At 70.8% G+C, this 16,548-nt stretch carries 18 protein-coding genes; 7 read left to right on the top strand and 11 right to left on the bottom strand.

Annotation, left to right across the window (positions count from 1 at the left end; translation table 11 throughout):
* Nucleotides 1-38: 38 nt before the first annotated feature.
* The 3 genes from M1105_RS18685 to M1105_RS18695 all read left to right on the top strand — a co-directional run bounded on the left by M1105_RS18685 (nucleotide 39) and on the right by M1105_RS18695 (nucleotide 2,752).
* The gene (locus M1105_RS18685) at nucleotides 39-848 is read left to right on the top strand and encodes a TatD family hydrolase (RefSeq protein ID WP_249581897.1); all 810 of its coding nucleotides are present in this window, start codon (nucleotides 39-41) and stop codon (nucleotides 846-848) included.
* Nucleotides 848-1,663 carry an MBL fold metallo-hydrolase gene (locus M1105_RS18690; protein WP_249581898.1) on the top strand — a complete coding sequence of 272 codons (816 nt, stop codon included), beginning with the start codon at nucleotides 848-850 and terminating at the stop codon, nucleotides 1,661-1,663. Before M1105_RS18685 ends, M1105_RS18690 begins: the two co-directional genes overlap by 1 nt.
* 135 nt (nucleotides 1,664-1,798) lie before the next feature.
* On the top strand, nucleotides 1,799-2,752 hold the full coding sequence (locus tag M1105_RS18695; RefSeq protein WP_249581899.1) for an AEC family transporter: 954 nt from the start codon (nucleotides 1,799-1,801) through the stop codon (nucleotides 2,750-2,752).
* A gap of 4 nt (nucleotides 2,753-2,756) precedes the next feature.
* On the opposite strand, the gene M1105_RS18700 is transcribed toward M1105_RS18695, so the two are convergent.
* Nucleotides 2,757-4,313: a peptidoglycan -binding protein gene (locus M1105_RS18700; protein ID WP_249581900.1), complete on the bottom strand. Its 1,557-nt coding sequence runs from the start codon at nucleotides 4,311-4,313 to the stop codon at nucleotides 2,757-2,759.
* A complete protein-coding gene (locus M1105_RS18705; RefSeq protein ID WP_249581901.1) occupies nucleotides 4,313-5,572 on the bottom strand; it encodes a biopolymer transporter ExbB in 1,260 nt (419 codons plus the stop codon). Before M1105_RS18705 ends, M1105_RS18700 begins: the two co-directional genes overlap by 1 nt.
* A gap of 249 nt (nucleotides 5,573-5,821) precedes the next feature.
* On the opposite strand from M1105_RS18705, the gene ald reads away from it, so the two are divergent.
* Together ald and M1105_RS18715 are read left to right on the top strand one after the other, a co-directional pair.
* Nucleotides 5,822-6,940, top strand: coding sequence for an alanine dehydrogenase (ald, locus tag M1105_RS18710; protein ID WP_249581902.1), 1,119 nt, complete (start codon nucleotides 5,822-5,824; stop codon nucleotides 6,938-6,940).
* Between the two features lie 127 nt (nucleotides 6,941-7,067).
* Nucleotides 7,068-7,361 (top strand): cupin domain-containing protein, encoded by a 294-nt coding sequence (locus M1105_RS18715; protein ID WP_249581903.1) that lies wholly within the window; start codon nucleotides 7,068-7,070, stop codon nucleotides 7,359-7,361.
* Nucleotides 7,362-7,367: 6 nt separating this feature from the next.
* Here M1105_RS18715 and M1105_RS18720 read toward each other — a convergent pair whose 3' ends face one another.
* The 3 genes from M1105_RS18720 to efp are packed head-to-tail and all read right to left on the bottom strand — an operon-like array spanning nucleotide 7,368 to nucleotide 9,208.
* Entirely contained in the window at nucleotides 7,368-7,775 is a 408-nt protein-coding gene (locus M1105_RS18720; protein ID WP_249581904.1) for a hypothetical protein, read from the bottom strand.
* Between the two features lie 49 nt (nucleotides 7,776-7,824).
* Nucleotides 7,825-8,616: an inositol monophosphatase family protein gene (locus M1105_RS18725; protein WP_249581905.1), complete on the bottom strand. Its 792-nt coding sequence runs from the start codon at nucleotides 8,614-8,616 to the stop codon at nucleotides 7,825-7,827.
* Nucleotides 8,617-8,644: 28 nt separating this feature from the next.
* Nucleotides 8,645-9,208: an elongation factor P gene (efp, locus tag M1105_RS18730; RefSeq protein WP_249581906.1), complete on the bottom strand. Its 564-nt coding sequence runs from the start codon at nucleotides 9,206-9,208 to the stop codon at nucleotides 8,645-8,647.
* A 179-nt stretch (nucleotides 9,209-9,387) separates the two neighbouring features.
* Between efp and M1105_RS18735 the strand changes: the two genes are divergently transcribed.
* Both M1105_RS18735 and M1105_RS18740 read left to right on the top strand, forming a co-directional pair.
* Entirely contained in the window at nucleotides 9,388-10,509 is a 1,122-nt protein-coding gene (locus tag M1105_RS18735; protein WP_249581907.1) for a S1C family serine protease, read from the top strand.
* Nucleotides 10,510-10,589: 80 nt separating this feature from the next.
* On the top strand, nucleotides 10,590-11,249 hold the full coding sequence (locus M1105_RS18740; protein ID WP_249581908.1) for a peroxiredoxin: 660 nt from the start codon (nucleotides 10,590-10,592) through the stop codon (nucleotides 11,247-11,249).
* Nucleotides 11,250-11,360: 111 nt separating this feature from the next.
* Here the strand turns inward: M1105_RS18740 and M1105_RS18745 are convergent, their stop codons facing one another.
* The 6 genes from M1105_RS18745 to M1105_RS18770 form a co-directional block, all read right to left on the bottom strand.
* A complete protein-coding gene (locus tag M1105_RS18745; RefSeq protein ID WP_249581909.1) occupies nucleotides 11,361-12,365 on the bottom strand; it encodes a zinc-dependent alcohol dehydrogenase in 1,005 nt (334 codons plus the stop codon).
* On the bottom strand, nucleotides 12,362-13,123 hold the full coding sequence (locus tag M1105_RS18750) for an SDR family NAD(P)-dependent oxidoreductase (RefSeq protein ID WP_249581910.1): 762 nt from the start codon (nucleotides 13,121-13,123) through the stop codon (nucleotides 12,362-12,364). Before M1105_RS18750 ends, M1105_RS18745 begins: the two co-directional genes overlap by 4 nt.
* A gap of 110 nt (nucleotides 13,124-13,233) precedes the next feature.
* Nucleotides 13,234-14,556, bottom strand: coding sequence for a TRAP transporter large permease (locus M1105_RS18755; protein WP_249581911.1), 1,323 nt, complete (start codon nucleotides 14,554-14,556; stop codon nucleotides 13,234-13,236).
* 10 nt (nucleotides 14,557-14,566) lie between these two features.
* A complete protein-coding gene (locus tag M1105_RS18760; RefSeq protein ID WP_249581912.1) occupies nucleotides 14,567-15,073 on the bottom strand; it encodes a TRAP transporter small permease in 507 nt (168 codons plus the stop codon).
* Nucleotides 15,074-15,134: 61 nt separating this feature from the next.
* Complete coding sequence (locus M1105_RS18765) at nucleotides 15,135-16,289, bottom strand: TRAP transporter substrate-binding protein (RefSeq protein ID WP_249581913.1); 1,155 nt, start codon at nucleotides 16,287-16,289, stop codon at nucleotides 15,135-15,137.
* Nucleotides 16,286-16,528 carry a hypothetical protein gene (locus M1105_RS18770; protein WP_249581914.1) on the bottom strand — a complete coding sequence of 81 codons (243 nt, stop codon included), beginning with the start codon at nucleotides 16,526-16,528 and terminating at the stop codon, nucleotides 16,286-16,288. The genes M1105_RS18765 and M1105_RS18770 overlap by 4 nt, the downstream gene beginning before the upstream one ends.
* Nucleotides 16,529-16,548: the final 20 nt, after the last annotated feature.

Genomic DNA, 16,548 nt, shown 5'->3' on the forward strand with positions numbered 1-16,548 from the left:
CACCGCCTGAAACCCCGCCTGAGGAGCCCGCGAGCCCGATGTCAGCGCCCCGGCTGGTCGACAGCCATTGCCATCTCGACTTCCCCGACTTCGCCGAGGAACTGCCCGCCGTCGTGGCGCGCGCGGCGGCCGCGGGCGTCACCCGCATGGTGACGATCTGCACGCGGCTCCGCCACGAGCCCAAGGTGCGCGCCATCGCCGAGGCGTTCGATGGCGTGTTCTATGCCGCCGGCACCCACCCGATGAACGCCGCCGCCGAGCCCCTGGCGAGCGTCGAGCAGCTCGTCGCCCTCGCCCGCCACCCGAAATTCGTCGGCATCGGCGAGACCGGCCTCGACTACCACTACACCGCCGAGAGCGCGGCCGCGCAGCAGGAAAGCCTGCGCATCCACATCGAGGCCGCGCGCCGGACCGGCCTGCCGCTGATCATCCATGCCCGCGACGCCGACGAGGACATGGCCCGCATCCTGTCCGACGAGCACCGGGCGGGCGCCTATGCCTGCGTCATGCACTGCTTCTCGTCGGGCGAGGCGCTTGCCCGCGCCGCGCTCGATCTGGGCTTCTACCTCTCCGTCTCGGGCATCGCGGCCTTCCCCAAGTCCGGCACGCTGCGCGAGATCTTCGCCGCCGCGCCCCTCGACCGCCTGCTGGTCGAGACCGACGCCCCCTATCTCGCGCCCCCGCCGCACCGCGGCAAGCGCAACGAGCCCGCTTATGTCGCGCACACCGCCGCCGCGATGGCAGCCCACCTGGGGTTGGACGCGGCCGGGTTCGCCGCGCGGACGACGGCGAATTTCGACCGGCTGTTCGCCAAGGCCGCCCGCTCGGGCGAAGAGGCTGCCGCCTGATGGGTGCGACGCTCCGCTTCACCATTCTCGGCTGCGGCTCGTCGGGGGGCGTTCCGCGCATCGGCCCCGCCGGGCCGAACTGGGGCGCCTGCGACCCCGAGAACCCGCGCAACCGCCGGCGGCGCTGCGCGCTGCTCGTGCAGCGGGTGGACGCGGAGGGCGCCACCTCGGTGCTGATCGACGCGGGGCCCGACATCGCCGAGCAGCTGGCGCGCGCCGGCGCCGGGCTCCTCGACGCCGTCGTGTTCACCCACGACCACGCCGACCACTGCCACGGCATCGACGATCTGCGCATGGTGGTGTTCAACCGCCGCTCGCGGCTGCCCGCCTGGATGGACGCCCGGACCGAGGCGATGATCCGCGCGCGCTTTGCCTATGTGTTCGAGACGCCGTCCGGCTCGAACTACCCGCCGATCCTTGACCTCTGCCGCATCGAGGGGCCCGTCACCATCGCCGGTGCGGGGGGCGCGCTGACGCTCGAGCCCTTCCTGGTGCCGCATGGCGAGATCGAGGCGCTGGGCTTCCGGGTCGGGCCGCTGGCCTACACCCCCGACATCTCGGCCATGTCGGACGCCGCCTGGGAGGCCCTGCGCGGCATCGACACCTGGATCACCGACGCGCTGCGCTACACGCCGCATGTCAGCCACGCCAATGTCGAGACCGCGCTCGCATGGATCGAGCAGGCAGCGCCCCGCCGCGCCATCCTGACCAACATGCATGTCGATCTCGACTACGAGACCCTGAACGCCCAGACGCCCGCCAACGTGACGCCGGCCCATGACGGGCTGGTGCTGGAATTCCCCGCCACCGGCTGAGCGCCGGGGCGGGGCACGACGACACCCACACGCCCCCGCCCATGGCCGCAGGTCATGGGCGCCTTCCCGGGGTCGCGGCGGGGCGGCGCCATAGGCCCTGCCCGGCCGGGGCCTCACCCTCGAGAGGCATGGCCCATGCACGCGCTCCTCAGCCTCTTCCTGATCGTGCTGCCGGTCTTCCTGGTGGTGGGCGCGGGATATGCTGCTGTGCGCTCGAAGATCTTTCCCGATGCCGGCATCGACGCACTGGTGCGCTTCGCCACCGGCATCGCCGTGCCGGTGCTGCTGTTCCGCGCGATCTATCGGCTCGATCTGGGCGCGGTGCTGGTGCTCGCGCATCTCGCCTCGTTCTACATCGGCTCGCTTGCGGCCTTCGTCTGCGGGATCGTGCTGTCGCGGCGCATCTGGGGGCGGCGGCCGGGCGAGTCGGTCGCGGTCGGCTTCTCGGCCTTCTTCTCGAACACGGTCCTTCTGGGCGTTCCGGTGATGACGCGCGCCTATGGCGAGGAGGCGCTGGCGCCCGCCTTCGCGATCATCGCCTTTCATGCACCCTTCGGCTATCTCGTCGGCATCCTCACGATGGAGTTCTCGCGCCGCGACGGCGCGCCGGTCAGCCTGGCGCTGCGCCGCACCGCGCGCGCGATGTTCCATAACGAGCTCACGCTCGGGATCGCGCTCGGCTTCGTGCTCAACCTCACCGGGGTGCCGTTGCCCGAGCCCGTGACCGCCACCATCAACATGATCGCCGCCGCCGCCCTGCCGGTCGCGCTGTTCGCGCTGGGCGGCGTGCTCACGCGCTACCGCCTGCGGGCCGAGCTGGGCGAGGCGGGCATGACGGCGGCGCTGAGCCTCATGCTGCACCCCTTCATCGCCTTTGTGCTCAGCCGCCATGTGTTCGGCCTGCCGGACGAGTTCGTGCGCGCCGCGGTGGTGATCGCCGCCATGCCAACGGGGGTCAACGGCTATGTCTTCGCCGCGATGTACGACCGCGCGGTGGGCACTGCCGCCTCGACCGTGCTGCTCGGCACCGCGGCCAGCATCGTCACCATCACGCTGTGGCTGGCGATCCTGGGCGGTGGGGCGCTCTGAAGCCTCAACGCTCGGTGAACTTGAACTCGATTCGGCGGTTGCGGGCCAGCGCCTCGGGGCTGTCGCCTTCCGCGATCGGCTGGAATTCGCCGAAGCCGGTGGCGGCCAGCCGCTCGGGCGGCACGCCCTCCTGCTCGACCAGGTAGCGCACGACCGACAGCGCCCGGGCCTGGCTCAGTTCCCAGTTGCCGAACGACCCGCGCCCGCGGATCGGCGTCGCGTCCGTGTGCCCGTCCACCCGCAGGATCCAGTCGAGCCCCTCGGGGATGTTCTGCGACACCTCGCGCAGCACCTGCCCCAGCTTGGCAAGCTCGGCAATCCCCGCCGGGTTGAGTTCCGACGAGCCGACGTCGAACAGCACCTCGGACTGGAACACGAAGCGGTCGCCGACGATGCGGATGTCGCCGCGCCCACCAAGGACCTCGCGCATCCGCCCGAAGAACTCTGAACGGAAGCGCGACAGCTCGGACACCTTCTGCGCCAGCGCCGCGTTCAGCCGCTGGCCCAGCTCGGCGATCTGCACCTTCTGGCTCCGGTCGCGATCGGCGGCGTCGTCCAGCAGCGCCTGCAACGAGCCGAGCTGATCGCGCAGCGCGCGGACCTGCTGGTTCAGGAGTTCAGCCTTGCGCGCCTCCTCGACCGAGCGGGCTTCCGCCTGCGCCAGTTCGCTCTCGGCGATGCGGCGCAGCGCCTCGGCCTGGCTTAGCGCGCTCGCGGTCTCGCCGGTCTCGGCCTCCAGCTTGCGCTTCGCGGCCTCGGCGGCGGCGAGCAGCGTCAGCGTCTCCTCCGCCTCCTTGCGCGCGGATTCGAGCGCCAGCGTCATCGCGTCGAGCTCGGCCTCGGAGTTCTCGAGCCTGCGCCGCAGCGCCTCGGCGGCGGCGGCTTCCACGAGGCGCGCCTGCTCCTCGGCGCTCAGCTGCGCGCGGACCTCGGCCTCGGCCGCGCGCAGCCGCTCGATCTCGTCGGCGCGCAGGGCGCCCTGCTGCTCGGCCTCGGCCTTGCCGCGCTCGAGATCGGCGATCAGCGCCTCCATCGCCTCGCGCCGGGCCGCGGCCAGCCGCGCGGCCTCGGCCTGTGCGTCGATCTCGCCCCGCGCGGCGGCAAGCGCGGCGGCAAGCGCGTCGCGAGCGTCCACCGTCTGCGACAGCTCGCCGGACAGCTCCGCCGCCTTCGCCTCGGCCGCCATCCGCGCCTCGGTCATCGCGGCCAGCGCCGCGGTCAGCCGGTCGGCCTCGGTCCGCGACTCCGTCAGCGTCGAGCGCAGCTCGCCCGCCTCGGCCTCGGCCGCCGCCCTTCCTGCGCGTTCCAGCGAGAGCACGTCCGCCAGCGCCGCAAGCTGGGAGGAGAGGCTGTCGATCTCGCTCTCCTGCTGCGCGATCTCGTCCTCCTGCGTGCGGATCGTCTCGGTCTGTCCGGTGACGGTCTCGCGCAGGCTGAACTGCACGATCATGAAGATCGACAGCACAAACATCAGGATCAGCAGGAGCGCGGTCATCGCGTCCACGAATCCGGGCCAGATCGTGGCCTCGAAGCGCGCTCCCGAGCGGCGGGTCAGGGCCATCAGGCGGCTCCACCCGGCCCGCCGGTCCGCTCGTCGATCAGCCGGATCAGCAGCCGCAGCTCGGCCCGGATCGCGTCGACCGACTGTTGCCGGCCCAATGCCAGTTCATCCAGCAATTGCCGCATCTGGTGGTCGAGATTGCGCAGATGCTGGCGCGTCTCGCTGTCCAGCACCTGCCGCCGGCTCTCCAGCGCCCGGTCCAGAAGTTGCACCATTCCCGCCTGGCTCGATGCCGACTGCGACTGGCCCTGGTCGATGCGCTTCAGGACCGCCAGCACCGCGTGGTCGCGGCCCGACTGGTTCTCGCGCGCCTCGCGCATCTCGGCCACCATCTGCGCGACCGAGCTGCGCTCATGGTCGATCTGCTCGGCCATCTGCGCGACCACGTCGGCGGCGCGGCCCAGCCGGTTCTCGGCCTCGATCCGCGCGGCCTCGGCGCGGGCGGCGAACTCGACGGTCTTCTCCAGCCCCTCGTCCACCCGCTCGAGCAGCGCGACCAGCGGCCCCTCCGGCCCCTCGCCCTCGGAAATCAGGCCGAGCCGCGTGAAGGACGCCAGCCATTCCTCCAGCTCGCGGTAGAAGCGGTTCTGCCCGTGTCCCGCGAACAGCTCGAGCATGCCCACGACCAGCGAGCCCGCGAGCCCCAGCAGCGACGAGGCAAACGCCGTGCCCATGCCGCCGAGCTGGCTCTCGAGCCCCGTCATCAGCCGGTCGAAGACCGAGACGTCCGACACCTCGCCCGCGTCGGGCGCCAGCGAGCGGATGGTGTCCACCACCGCCGGCACGGTCTTGGACAGACCCCAGAACGTGCCCAGAAGTCCCAGGAAGATCAGCAGGTTGGCAATATAGCGCGTGATGTCGCGTGCCTCGTCGAGCCGCGCGGCCACCGAGTCGAGGATCGAGCGCGTCGAGCTGGTGGCGATGCGCTTCTGCATCCCCCCCTCGCGCACCAGCGGCGCCATCGCGATCAGCAGCGACGGCGGGCGCGTGAGCTCGATCCCCTTGTAGCCCGCCTGCACCGAGCGCACCCAGCGCATCGCCGCGATCAGCTGGCCCACCTGCCAGAAGGTCGCCATCACGCCGATCACGAAGATGCCGATGATGACGCCGTTCAGATACGGGTTGGCGAAGAAGACCTGCTCGATCTCGCGGAACAGGAAGAAACCCGCGACCGCGACGAGACCCAGCACCGAAAGCATCAGGAAGATCTGGCGCACTGGCCGCGAGAACTGGACTTCCCTGTGGTCGACCACTGCCATGAACTGCCCTCGCCCTCCGACCATCCCCGCCGTGGCCTGCGGCGCCAAGCATAGCCGCATTTCCGCGTCGCGCCAGAGGCTTGTCGGCCGTTTCCGATACTGCCGCCCGCCGCGTCCGGAACGCCACTGACCCGTCGCATTGGCTCAGGCTGGCCCTAACGCCCGGCGCCGGGGCGGGTTAAGGTCGTGGTGCGTGGACGCGTGCCGTCGTCCGGGCGAGCGAGAACAACGAACAAGGGGACTGGGACCGTGCTGATCGGCTGCCCGAAGGAAATCAAGAACCAGGAGTACCGCGTGGGCATGACGCCCGCCGCGGCGCGCGAGGCGGTGGCCAATGGCCACGAGGTGATCATCGAGACCGGCGCCGGCGCCGGCGCGGGCTTCGGCGACACGCTCTACGAGGCCGCCGGCGCACGGATCGTCGCGACCGCCGCCGAGGTGTTCGAGCGCGCCGAGATGATCGTCAAGGTCAAGGAGCCGCAGGCCGCCGAGCGCGCGCAGTTGCGCGAGGGGCAGGTGCTGTTCACCTATCTCCACCTCGCGCCCGATCCCGAGCAGACCCGCGACCTCCTGGCCTCGGGCGTCACCGCCATCGCCTACGAGACGGTGACCGACTCGCGGGGCGGCCTGCCGCTGCTCGCGCCGATGTCCGAGGTCGCCGGGCGGCTCGCCCCGCAGGTCGGCGCCTGGGCGCTGCAGAAGGCCAATGGCGGGCGCGGCGTGCTGCTGGGCGGCGTGCCGGGCGTGGGCCCGGCCGAGGTTGTGGTGATCGGCGGCGGCGTCGTCGGCACCCACGCCGCGCGGGTGGCCGCGGGGATGGGCGCGCATGTGACCGTGCTCGACCGCTCGCTCGACCGGCTGCGTTATCTCGACGACGTGTTCGGCGGCCGCATCGGGACGCGCTATGCCTCGAAGGCGAACACCGAGGAGCTGGTGGCACAGGCCGACATGGTGGTGGGCGCCGTGCTGATCCCCGGCGCCGCCGCGCCCAAGCTGGTGACCCGCAAGCAGCTCTCGGACATGAAGCCGGGCGCGGTGGTGGTGGACGTGGCCATCGACCAGGGCGGCTGCTTCGAGACCTCGCGCGCCACCACCCACGACGACCCGATCTACATCGTGGACGGCATCGTGCATTACTGCGTGGCGAACATGCCCGGCGCGGTCGCGCGCTCGTCCACCATCGCGCTCGGCAATGCGACCCTGCCCTTCCTGATCGCGCTGGCGAACAAGGGCTGGGCCGCGGCCTGCCGGGACGACCCGCACCTGATGGCCGGGCTCAACACCCACAAGGGGAAGCTCACGAACTTCGCCGTGGGCCAGGCGCTGGAGATCGACGTGCTCAGCCCCAAGCTCGCGCTGGGTCTCTGAACCTGAAACGGGGTGGCTTTTCACGTTTGAAAGGCCACTCATTCCATTGATTATAATAAGTTTCCCGTAACTCCCCATCCAGCGCGGCGCGTCGGTGGGAGCAGACCGGAACCGAAGGAGACGAGCGATGACCGAGGCCGTGCCCACCGTCCACGTCGACAACGAGCAGGTGCGCGTCACCGAATGGGCCTTCGCGCCGGGGGCGGCGACTGGCTGGCACCGGCATGGCTTCGACTACGTGATCACCCCGGTCACCGGCGGCCCGGTCGAGATCCTGGGCCCCGGCGGCCAGCGCACCCAGTTCCTGATGCAGCCCGGCGTGAGCTACTTCCGCGCGGCAGGCGTCGAGCACGACGTGATCTGGAAGGGCGAGGGCGAGCTGCGCTTCGTCGAGGTCGAGCTGAAATCGCGCCCCGGCTGAGGCGCCTCACTTCGGCAGTGTCACCCGCTCCTTGCCGCTGGCCCACCAGGCGGTCGCCTCGCGGGTGCAGTCGGCGGTGCAGGTGCCGGTGACCCGGGCCTGCCCCGCGTAATCGGGGCCGAAGGCGGCGGCGGGCATAGCGAAGGCAAGCGGGGGCTTGCCCTCGCGCGGCGCCGCGGTGAAGGCGACGGCGGAGCGGCTTGCCGACCAGCCATCGACGCTCGCCGCGCCCTCGGCACCCGCCAGGCTGCCGTCGGGGTTCACGAACAGCATGATGTCCTCGGGCACGCCGGCGGTGTTCACCCGCAGCACGCCGCCGGGGAAGGTTTCAGGGTCGAGTTTCGGTCCGGGCGTGCAGGCCGCGACGGCAAGGGCCAAGGCAAGCGCGAGGGCGGCACCGACAGGGTTGCGCATCATCCGTCTCCCGTTCCGTCCACCTGCTGCCCGCAGGCGCGACGCGCCGTCAGTCGGGGTCGAGCAGCTTCCTCACCGGCTCGAACACCTCGGCATTGGTGGCGAGGATCACGCCCGTCTCGAGCGGGTTGCCGCCCGGCTTGATCGTTCCGACCATGCCCCCGGCCTCGCGCACCAGCAGGATGCCGGCGGCCATGTCCCAGGACTGCAGCTCGCGCTCCCAGAACCCGTCATAGCGCCCCGCCGCGACATAGGCGAGGTCGAGCGCGGCCGAGCCCATCCGCCGCACGCCGGAACAACGCGGCATCAGGGCCGCGAGATCCCGCATGGTCAGATTGAGCGTCCGCTTCGCGCCGAAGGGCACGCCGGTCGCAAGCAGCAGCGTCACCATCTCGCGCCGCGCCGAGACGCGGATGCGCCGGTCGTTGAGCCAGGCGCCCGCGCCCTTCTCGGCCACGAACATCTCGTCCTTGGCCGGGTCGTAGACCACGCCCGCGACGATCTCGCCCTTGTGCTCGAGCGCAATCGAGATCGACCAGTGCGGCAGGCCGTGCAAGAAGTTGGTCGTGCCGTCCAACGGGTCGACGATCCAGCGCCGGGTCGGGTCCTTGCCCTCGACAGGCTCGGATTCCTCGCCCACCCAGCCATAGCTCGGCCGGGCGGTCATCAGCTCCTCGCGGATCGTCTCCTCGGCCTTGCGGTCGGCGGCCGAGACGAAATCCCCCGCCCCCTTCATCGAGACCTGCAGGTTCTCGACCTCGCCGAAGTCGCGCACGAGGCGCCGGGCCGCCTTGCGGGCAGCCTTGATCATCACGTTGAGCGTGGGCGAGGCGGTCGACATGGGTCTCTCCGGGCGGCTCGCCGGGCGCTCAGGCGCGCTCGACGTATTCGAAGGTTTCGGTGTTGACCACGATCTTCTCGCCGGTGCCGACGAAGGGCGGCACCATCACGCGCACGCCGTTGTCGAGCATGGCGGGCTTGAACGAGTTGGCGGCCGTCTGGCCCTTCACGACGGGCTCGGTCTCGACGATCTCGCAGGTCACCTTCTCGGGCAGCGTGGCCGAAAGCGCCTCCTCCTCGTAATACTCGACCACCACGGTCATGCCGTCCTGCAGGAAGGGGCGGCGGTCGCCGAGGATGTCGGCCGGCAGCTCGGTCTGTTCGTAGGTCTCGGCGTCCATGAACACCAGCATGCCGTCGTTCTCGTAGAGGAACTGCTTGTCCTTCTGCTCGAGGCGGACGCGCTCGACCTTGTCGGCCGAGCGGAATCGCTCGTTCAGCTTGCGCCCGTCGCGGATGTTCTTGAGCTCGACCTGGGCGAAGGCGCCGCCCTTGCCGGGCTTGACGTGGCTCGTGCGGACGGCGATCCAGAGGCCGCCATCGTGCTCGATGATGTTGCCGGGGCGGATCTCGTTCCCGTTGATCTTCGGCATGGAAATGTCCTGCGGTGGATGAGGTCTGCGCCCCTATATCCGCCCGCCCAGCCACTGGCAAGGCGCGCAGGGCGCGTGGGCTTGCGGCTTGCGCGGGATCAAGGCGGCGCGGTCCCGCCCGTTGTCTCATGCAGGGGACGGGCGGCGCCGCGCGCCGCAGCCGGGCTGGAGGCGCCGGGATGTTTGCAAGGACCACGACGATCGCCGCCGCGCTGATCGCGGCCACTGTGTGGCAGGGCGCCGGGGCCCAGACGCCCGCCGGGGGCGCGGACTGCGCGCTCGAGCCCCAGAGCATCCACCGCGAGAGCGCAAGCCGCGTCGTGCGCGTCGTCGGCGTCGGCATCGACCCGATGCGGGTGATGGACCGGGTCCGCTTCGGCAGCGGCACGGGCATCGTGCTGGGCGAGGGCCTCGTGCTGACCAATCTGCACGTCGTGGCCGGGGCGAGCGAGATCGTGGCGATCCACGAGGGAAACGCCTGGCCCGCCGAACTGGCCGGCCGCGACGCGGTGCTCGACCTCGCGGTCCTGCGGGCGCCGGGGCTGATTTTCAGCGCCGAGGCCCTGCCCATGGCTCCCGCGGACCCCGTGCCCGGCGACACGGCCTACGTGGTCGGCTACCCGCTGGGGCTGGGGCAGTCGATCACCGCGGGGATGGTTTCGGGCATCGACCGGTTCCTGCCGCTCAACACCTCGTCCTGGATGACGCGCTACATCCAGACCGACGCGCCGGTCAGCCCCGGCAATTCCGGCGGTCCGCTGCTGGACCGCTGCGGGCGGCTGATCGGGCTCGTCACGCTCAAGAGCCTGCACCCGGCGGCCGAGGACATCGGCTACGCCCTGCCGGTGTCCGAGATCGCCAGGGTGCTGCCCGAGCTTATCGAGACCGGCGAGGTGCGCCGGCCTTGGCACGGGCTCTATGGCCAGATGGTCTCGCCGCTGATCCAGAACCTGATGGGACAGTCGCCGATCGGCCGGCGCGGCGGCTTCCTCGTCGAGACCGTCGAGCCCGGCAGTGCCGCCGACCGCGCGGGGCTGCGCGGCGGCACGATGCCGCTGATGTGGGGCGCGAGCGAGATCATCCTGGGGGGCGACGTGATCACCGGGGTCAACGGCCGGCGCCTGGTCACCCTCGAGGATGCGGTCGCCGCCGTCCAGGCCCTGGCGATCGGCGAGGCCGTGACGATCAGCTACCTCCGCGACGGCGAGCCGCGCGAGGCCACGTTGACGATCGAGGCCCGGCCGGTCTTCGAGAGCGACCTGCCGCCGCCTGGCTCGGGTCGGGATGGGTACTCCAAGTGAGCGGTGGCATGCATCGGCGAGGCGCGCTATGGTCCGGCCGCTTCCGTGGATCTATCGAAAATCCCGCAGGAGTTCGTGAAATGAGCCTCCGCATCAACGACACCGCCCCGGACTTCACCGCCGATACGACCGAAGGGCCGATCCGCTTCCATGACTGGATCGGCGACGGCTGGGCGGTGCTGTTCAGCCACCCCAAGGACTTCACGCCGGTCTGCACCACCGAGCTGGGAGCCATGGGGAAGATGAAGGACGAGTTCACCCGGCGCGGCGTGAAGGTCATCGGCATCTCGGTCGACCCGGTCGAAAGCCACGTGAAGTGGAAAGCCGACATCGAGGCGGCGACCGGCGGACGGGTGGACTACCCGCTGATTGGCGACACCGAGCTGAAGGTCGCCAAGCTCTACGACATGCTGCCGGCCTCCGAGACCGGCACCGCCGAGGGGCGCACGCCGGCCGACAACGCCACCGTGCGCTCGGTCTTCGTGATCGGGCCGGACAAGAAGGTGAAGCTCTCGCTCACCTACCCGATGACCACGGGGCGCAACTTCGCCGAGATCCTGCGCGCCATCGACTCGATCCAGCTCACGGCGAAGCACAAGGTGGCGACCCCCGCGGACTGGAAGCAGGGCGAGGACGTGATCATCACCGCGGCCGTGTCCGACGCCGAGGCGACCGAGAAGTTCGGGAGTTTCGAGCGGGTGCTGCCGTACCTGCGCAAGACCAGGCAGCCGGGAGCCTGAGCGGGCGGGGCAGACGGTCGGGGCGGCATCGTCGCGACCGTTCGGCTCAGCCGCTGCCCCGGGCTCGACCCGCGGTTAGGCGCCAGGGCCGGGCTCCCGCCCCTGCGGCCGTCAATCCGCACCCGGCATGAGCACGATCTTCGGCGCCGCGGCACGGCCGGCCGCGATCTCTGCGAAGGCGGCGGGGCCGGCCGCGAGAGCGCGGCCCTCGGCCCAGTCGAGCGGGCCGAGGCGGCCGCCGAAGATGGCTTCGGCGGTCTCGCGAAAATCGGCCTTCGTGTAGGTGTAGGTGCCGATGAAGGTGATCTCCTGCAACGTCATACGGCGGATGTCGAGCCCGCCCTCGGCGGAACCGAGCCCGATATGGACGATCACGCCGCCGGGGCGCGCCAGCCGGCAGGCCTCGGCGCGCGTGGCGGGGTAGCCCACGGCGTCGATCACGAGGTCGGCTTCGCCCGCTCCCGGCCCGCCCTCGCCCGGCACATGCGGCACGACCGCGCCCGCGGCGGAGATCGCGGCATGGCGCAGGCGGTTCGGCTCGGCCAGCGGGATCGGACCCGGCGCGCCTTGCGCGAGCGCGGCGAGCGCGGCGCCGAGCCCGATGGCGCCGCCCCCCAGCACGGCGCAGCGCGCCTGCGCCAACGGCACCCCCAGCGCCCGCGCGCCCAGCCGGACGGCGTGCCAGCCACAGGCCAGCGGCTCGGCCAGCGCGGCCCGGGCCAGCGGCACACCGTCGGGGACAGTCACAAGGTTCTGCTCCGGCATGGCCAGAAGCTCGGCGAACGCGCCCTCGCGCGGTGGCATCGAGATGATCTGGCGCGAGGGGCACAGGTTCTCGCGCCCCGCGCGGCAGGCCGGGCAGGCGCCGCAGGTGACCAGCGGGTTGACGGTCACGCGCCGCCCGGCCTGCGGGCCCGCCACGATCACTCCCGCGGCCTCGTGGCCCAGGATCAGGGGCGGCGGGCGGCGTTCGTCATGGCCCTCGAAGGCGTGCATGTCCGAGCCGCAGATGCCCACGGCCTCGACGCGGATCAGCGCCTCGCCGGGCCGGGGTTCGGGGTCGGGCACCTCGCGCAGGGCGAGGCTGCGGGGGGCTGTGTAGACCAGCGCCTTCATTTCGCGGTGAACCCTCCGTCGACGAACAGGGTCTGGCCGGTCACGTAGTCCGACGCGGCCGAGCACAGGAACAGCAGCGGCCCCTCGAGGTCGGCCATCGTGCCGTTGCGCCCGATGCAGGTCTGCGCGGCGTTGCGCGCGGCGCGCTCGGGGTCGGCGAAGACCGGCGCGGTCAGTTCCGTCGGGAAGAAGCCGGGCGCCAGCGCGTTCGCGGTGATGCCGTCGCTCGACCAGGCCTCGGCCATCGCGCGGGTGAGCTGCTCGACCCCGCCCTTCGAGGCGCCGTAGGCGATGCCGCCCGGAAAGGCGCGGCGCGATTGCAGCGAGGCGAAGTTGACCACCCTGCCCCAGCCCGCGGCCCGCATCCCCGGCACCAGCGCCTGCGCGAGGAAGAAGGGCGCGTCGAGGTTGAGTGCCATGGTCTTCTGCCAGCCGGCGCGCGTGACCGCATCGGCCGGCTCGCGCGTGTTGACGCCGGCGGCGTTGACGAGGATCGAAGGCGGGCCGAAGGGCGCCGCGATGCGCGCGGCAAGGCCCGCGAAATCCTCGCAGGCGCCGAGATCGGCCATCACCGCCGCCGTCTTGCCCGGCGTGGCGGCGCGCCAGGCGGCCAGCGCCTCGTCGCGCCGGGCGAGGCCAACGACGTGCGCGCCGCGCGCGGCCAGCATCGAGGCCGCCGCGCGCCCCAGCCCGCTGCTCGCGCCGGTCACGCAGGCCACGCGGCCCGCCACCGAGAAGAGCGGGTCGGCCTCAGCCACGGCGCGCGGTCGCGCCCAGGGGGGCTTGCGCCACGGCGACCACGCGGTGGGCGCCATCGCGGGACGCGCGCCCGGCGCTCGCCTGACAGGCATGGATCATCGCGGGCCTCCTATCGGTAGATCTCGGGCAGGAGCGTCGTCGAGACTTCGGGCACATAGGCGATCAGCAGCGTCACGATCAGCATCGTCAGCACGAAGGGCACGGCGCGCCAGGCGATGCGCAGGATCGACTCGCCCGTCAGCCCCGCGACGACGAACAGGTTGAGCCCCAGCGGTGGCGTGATGAAGCCTACGCCCAGCGCGGTGATCATCATGACGCAGAACTGGATCTCGTTCATCCCGATCTCGTCGGCCAGCGGCTTCAGGATCGGCGCGAGGATGACGATGTTGGGCGTCGTCTCCATCACGCAGCCCGCCGCGATCAGGATCAGGATCATCAGCAGCACCAGCATCGCCGGGTCGTCGGTGAGCCCCGTGACCGACGCGACGAAGCCCTGCGGCACGCCCAGCGCCGCCATGGTCTGCGCCAGCGGCAGCGACATGGCGATAATCGGCAGGATCACGCCGCTGACCTTGGCGGAACTGACCAGCATCGCCGGGAAATCCGCAAGCTTCAGCGTGCCGAGGAGGAAGCCCATGGCGATGGTCACGGTGACCGCGGTCGCGCCCGCCTCGGTCGGCGTGAGCCGGCCCGAGAAGATGCCGTAGAAGATGATCCCCGGCACGATGAAGGCATACCAGCCCCGCGCCAGCGCGCGCCCGACATTTCCCAGCCATTCGGCCCAAGAGATCCCTCCGCCGCTTTCATAGGCGTGGCGGCGGTTGACGAGGATGTTGGTCACGAGGATGGCACCGAGGATCATCAGCCCCGGGATCAGCGCCGCCTGGAACAGCGTCGCCGCCGAGATGCCCAGCACCAGCCCGATGATGATATAGGCGATCGAGGGCGGGATCAGGATGCCGGTGCAGGCGCCCGAGGCCACCAGCGCGCAGGCGTAAGGCCGGGGATAGCCGCTCTCGACCAGCCGGTCGATGGTCATCCGCCCGACCGCCGCGGCCCCCGCCGCGTCCGAGCCCGAGATGGCCGAGAACATGCCGCAGACCAGCACCGTGGCCGAGCCGAAGCCGCCCCGCGTCCACGAGGTCAGCGCCTCGGCCACGTCGAGGAACTTGCGCGACAGCCCGGTGCGCACCAGCACGTCGCCGGTGAGGATGAACAGCGGGATCGCGGTGAGCGCGAAGGCGTCGATGCCGTCGAACAGCGCCTCGCCGAACAGCGAGAGCGGCAGCACCTCGGAGGCCAGCAGCATCGCCACGGCCGACAGCCCGATCGCCGCCCAGACCGGCACGCCCAGCGCGATCAGCACCGCGAACAGGATCACCGGGCCGTAGAAGTCCCAGCCCAGAGAGGTTTCCTGGTGAAGCTGCCACATGCGCCCTGCCTCAGTCGAACAGCCGCTCGCCCTCGTAGGGCGCGCGGCCCCGGGCGAGATCGCGGAAGTCGCGCCTCAGCGACTGCGCGAGGCGGAAGATCATCAGCGAGAAACCGACCGGCACCGCCAGCAGGAACCAGACCATCGAGACCCTGAGCCCCGCGCTGACCGAGCCGAAGCGCCACGAGACGCGGACCGTCTCGAACGACCAGTAGACCGCGATCAGCGCGACGCCCAGCATGACCAGGTCGCCGAGGATGTAGAGCGCCGCCCGCGCCCGCGGGCCGAGGAAGGCATAGATCACGTCAATGCGGATATGCGCCCGCTCGCGCACCGCCGCCGCCGCGCCGATCCAGGCGAGGTAGATGAAGGCATAGCGCACGATTTCCTCGCCCCAGACCGACGAGTAGGCGAGCAACTCGCGCCGCAGCACCTCGATCGCCATGGTGGCGACCAGCATCACGTAGAAGACGAGAAGCGCCCAGCGCTCGACGTTGCGATCGAGTGTTGCGAACATGGCTGGCCCCGCTGCGGCAAGGGCCGGGCGCGGCGCGCGCGCCCGGTGTCAGGACGGGGATTCAGGCGTCGTGGACGTAGAACCGGCTGCGGGTCTCGGCCGCCTCGACCAGCTTCGCGAAATTCTCCATCGAGCCCGCGAGATCGACCTTGAAGCTGTCCCACTCGCTGCGCTGGAAGCCCGCCGCCTCGCGCCATTCGCCAAGCTGGTCGGCCGTGAGCGAGTGGAACTCGACCCCCGACTTGCGCATCTCTGCCATGGCGAAGGTGCGCGACGAGGGCACCTTGGCGAGATTCTGGTGGAACGACATCTCGGACGCCCAGTCGATCGCCTCCTGCACGTCCCCGTCCAGCGTTTTGAACCATTCGAGGTTGCAGGAATAGCACTGGCTGTCGGGCACCGCCTGCGTGAATGTCACGTGGCTGAGGATGTCCTTGAAGCCGAAGGCATAAAGCGCGCCCACCGCGGGGTCGAGCGCGTCCGCCACGCCCTGCTTGATTGCCGAGGGCGTCTCGCCCCACGCGACCGGCGTGGGGTTCGCGCCGACAAGGCGGTAGAACTGCTGCAGCATCGCCGAGCCGGGAACCCGGAACTTCATGCCGGCGAGATCGCCCGGCTTGATGACGGGGCCGCTCGCGCCCTTGCGGATCGCGACGACCCGCGGGTCGATGCAGAAATAGAACAGCGGTCGGAAGCCACGCTCCTCGACCCGGCTGTTGACCTCGGCCTTCCAGACATCCGAGGTCACGAGGTTCACGAAGCGCTGGTTGGCGCCGCACAGATACGGCAGGTTGATCAGATCGACCGTGGGCGCGAATGGCGCGAAGTTCGACAGCGAGAACTGCCCCGCCTGCACCGTGCCCGCCTGCACCTTCTGCGCGAGTGCGCTGCCGATGCCGAGCTGCCCGCCGGGCGAGAGCTTGACATAGACCTTGCCGTCGGTGGCGTTCTGGATGTTCTCCTTCACGTCGAGCTGCATCATCGGATAGCTGCGCGTCGTGCCGATGGGATACTCGGTGGCGAGGTTCATCACGTATTTCGCCGCCTGCTCGCGCTCTCGCTCTTCCTTGGCGGTCTGCGCGACCGCCTGGCCTGAATGCAGCACGCCGCCCGCGCCCGCGACCACTGCGGCGGTGAAGGCGCCGGTGCCGGCGAGCTTGAGGAAGTTGCGCCGCTCCTCGGATTGCACCTCGGTCGCGTCCTTGTCGTCGATCATGCCGTTTCTCCTCCCTTGCCGGGGCTTTGCCCCTGGTCGATGTGATCGTCTCGCGCGGCTCCCTCACGCTGCAGAACGCCCGCGACGAAGAGGCCGCAGGCGAGGAATAGCGTCAGCATCTCGGCGATGTCAGGAAAGAAGGGCTGCCCGGTGAAGGCGCCGGAAAGCACGATGGCCAGGAACGCGAGAAAAACCACCGCCGCCATTCGCAGCAATCCGCGTCCATCCGGTCGGGCCATGCAGACACTCCCCTCCGCCG

The organism is Thermohalobaculum sediminis (assembly GCF_023487995.1).
GTDB classification, from domain to species: domain Bacteria; phylum Pseudomonadota; class Alphaproteobacteria; order Rhodobacterales; family Rhodobacteraceae; genus Thermohalobaculum; species Thermohalobaculum sediminis.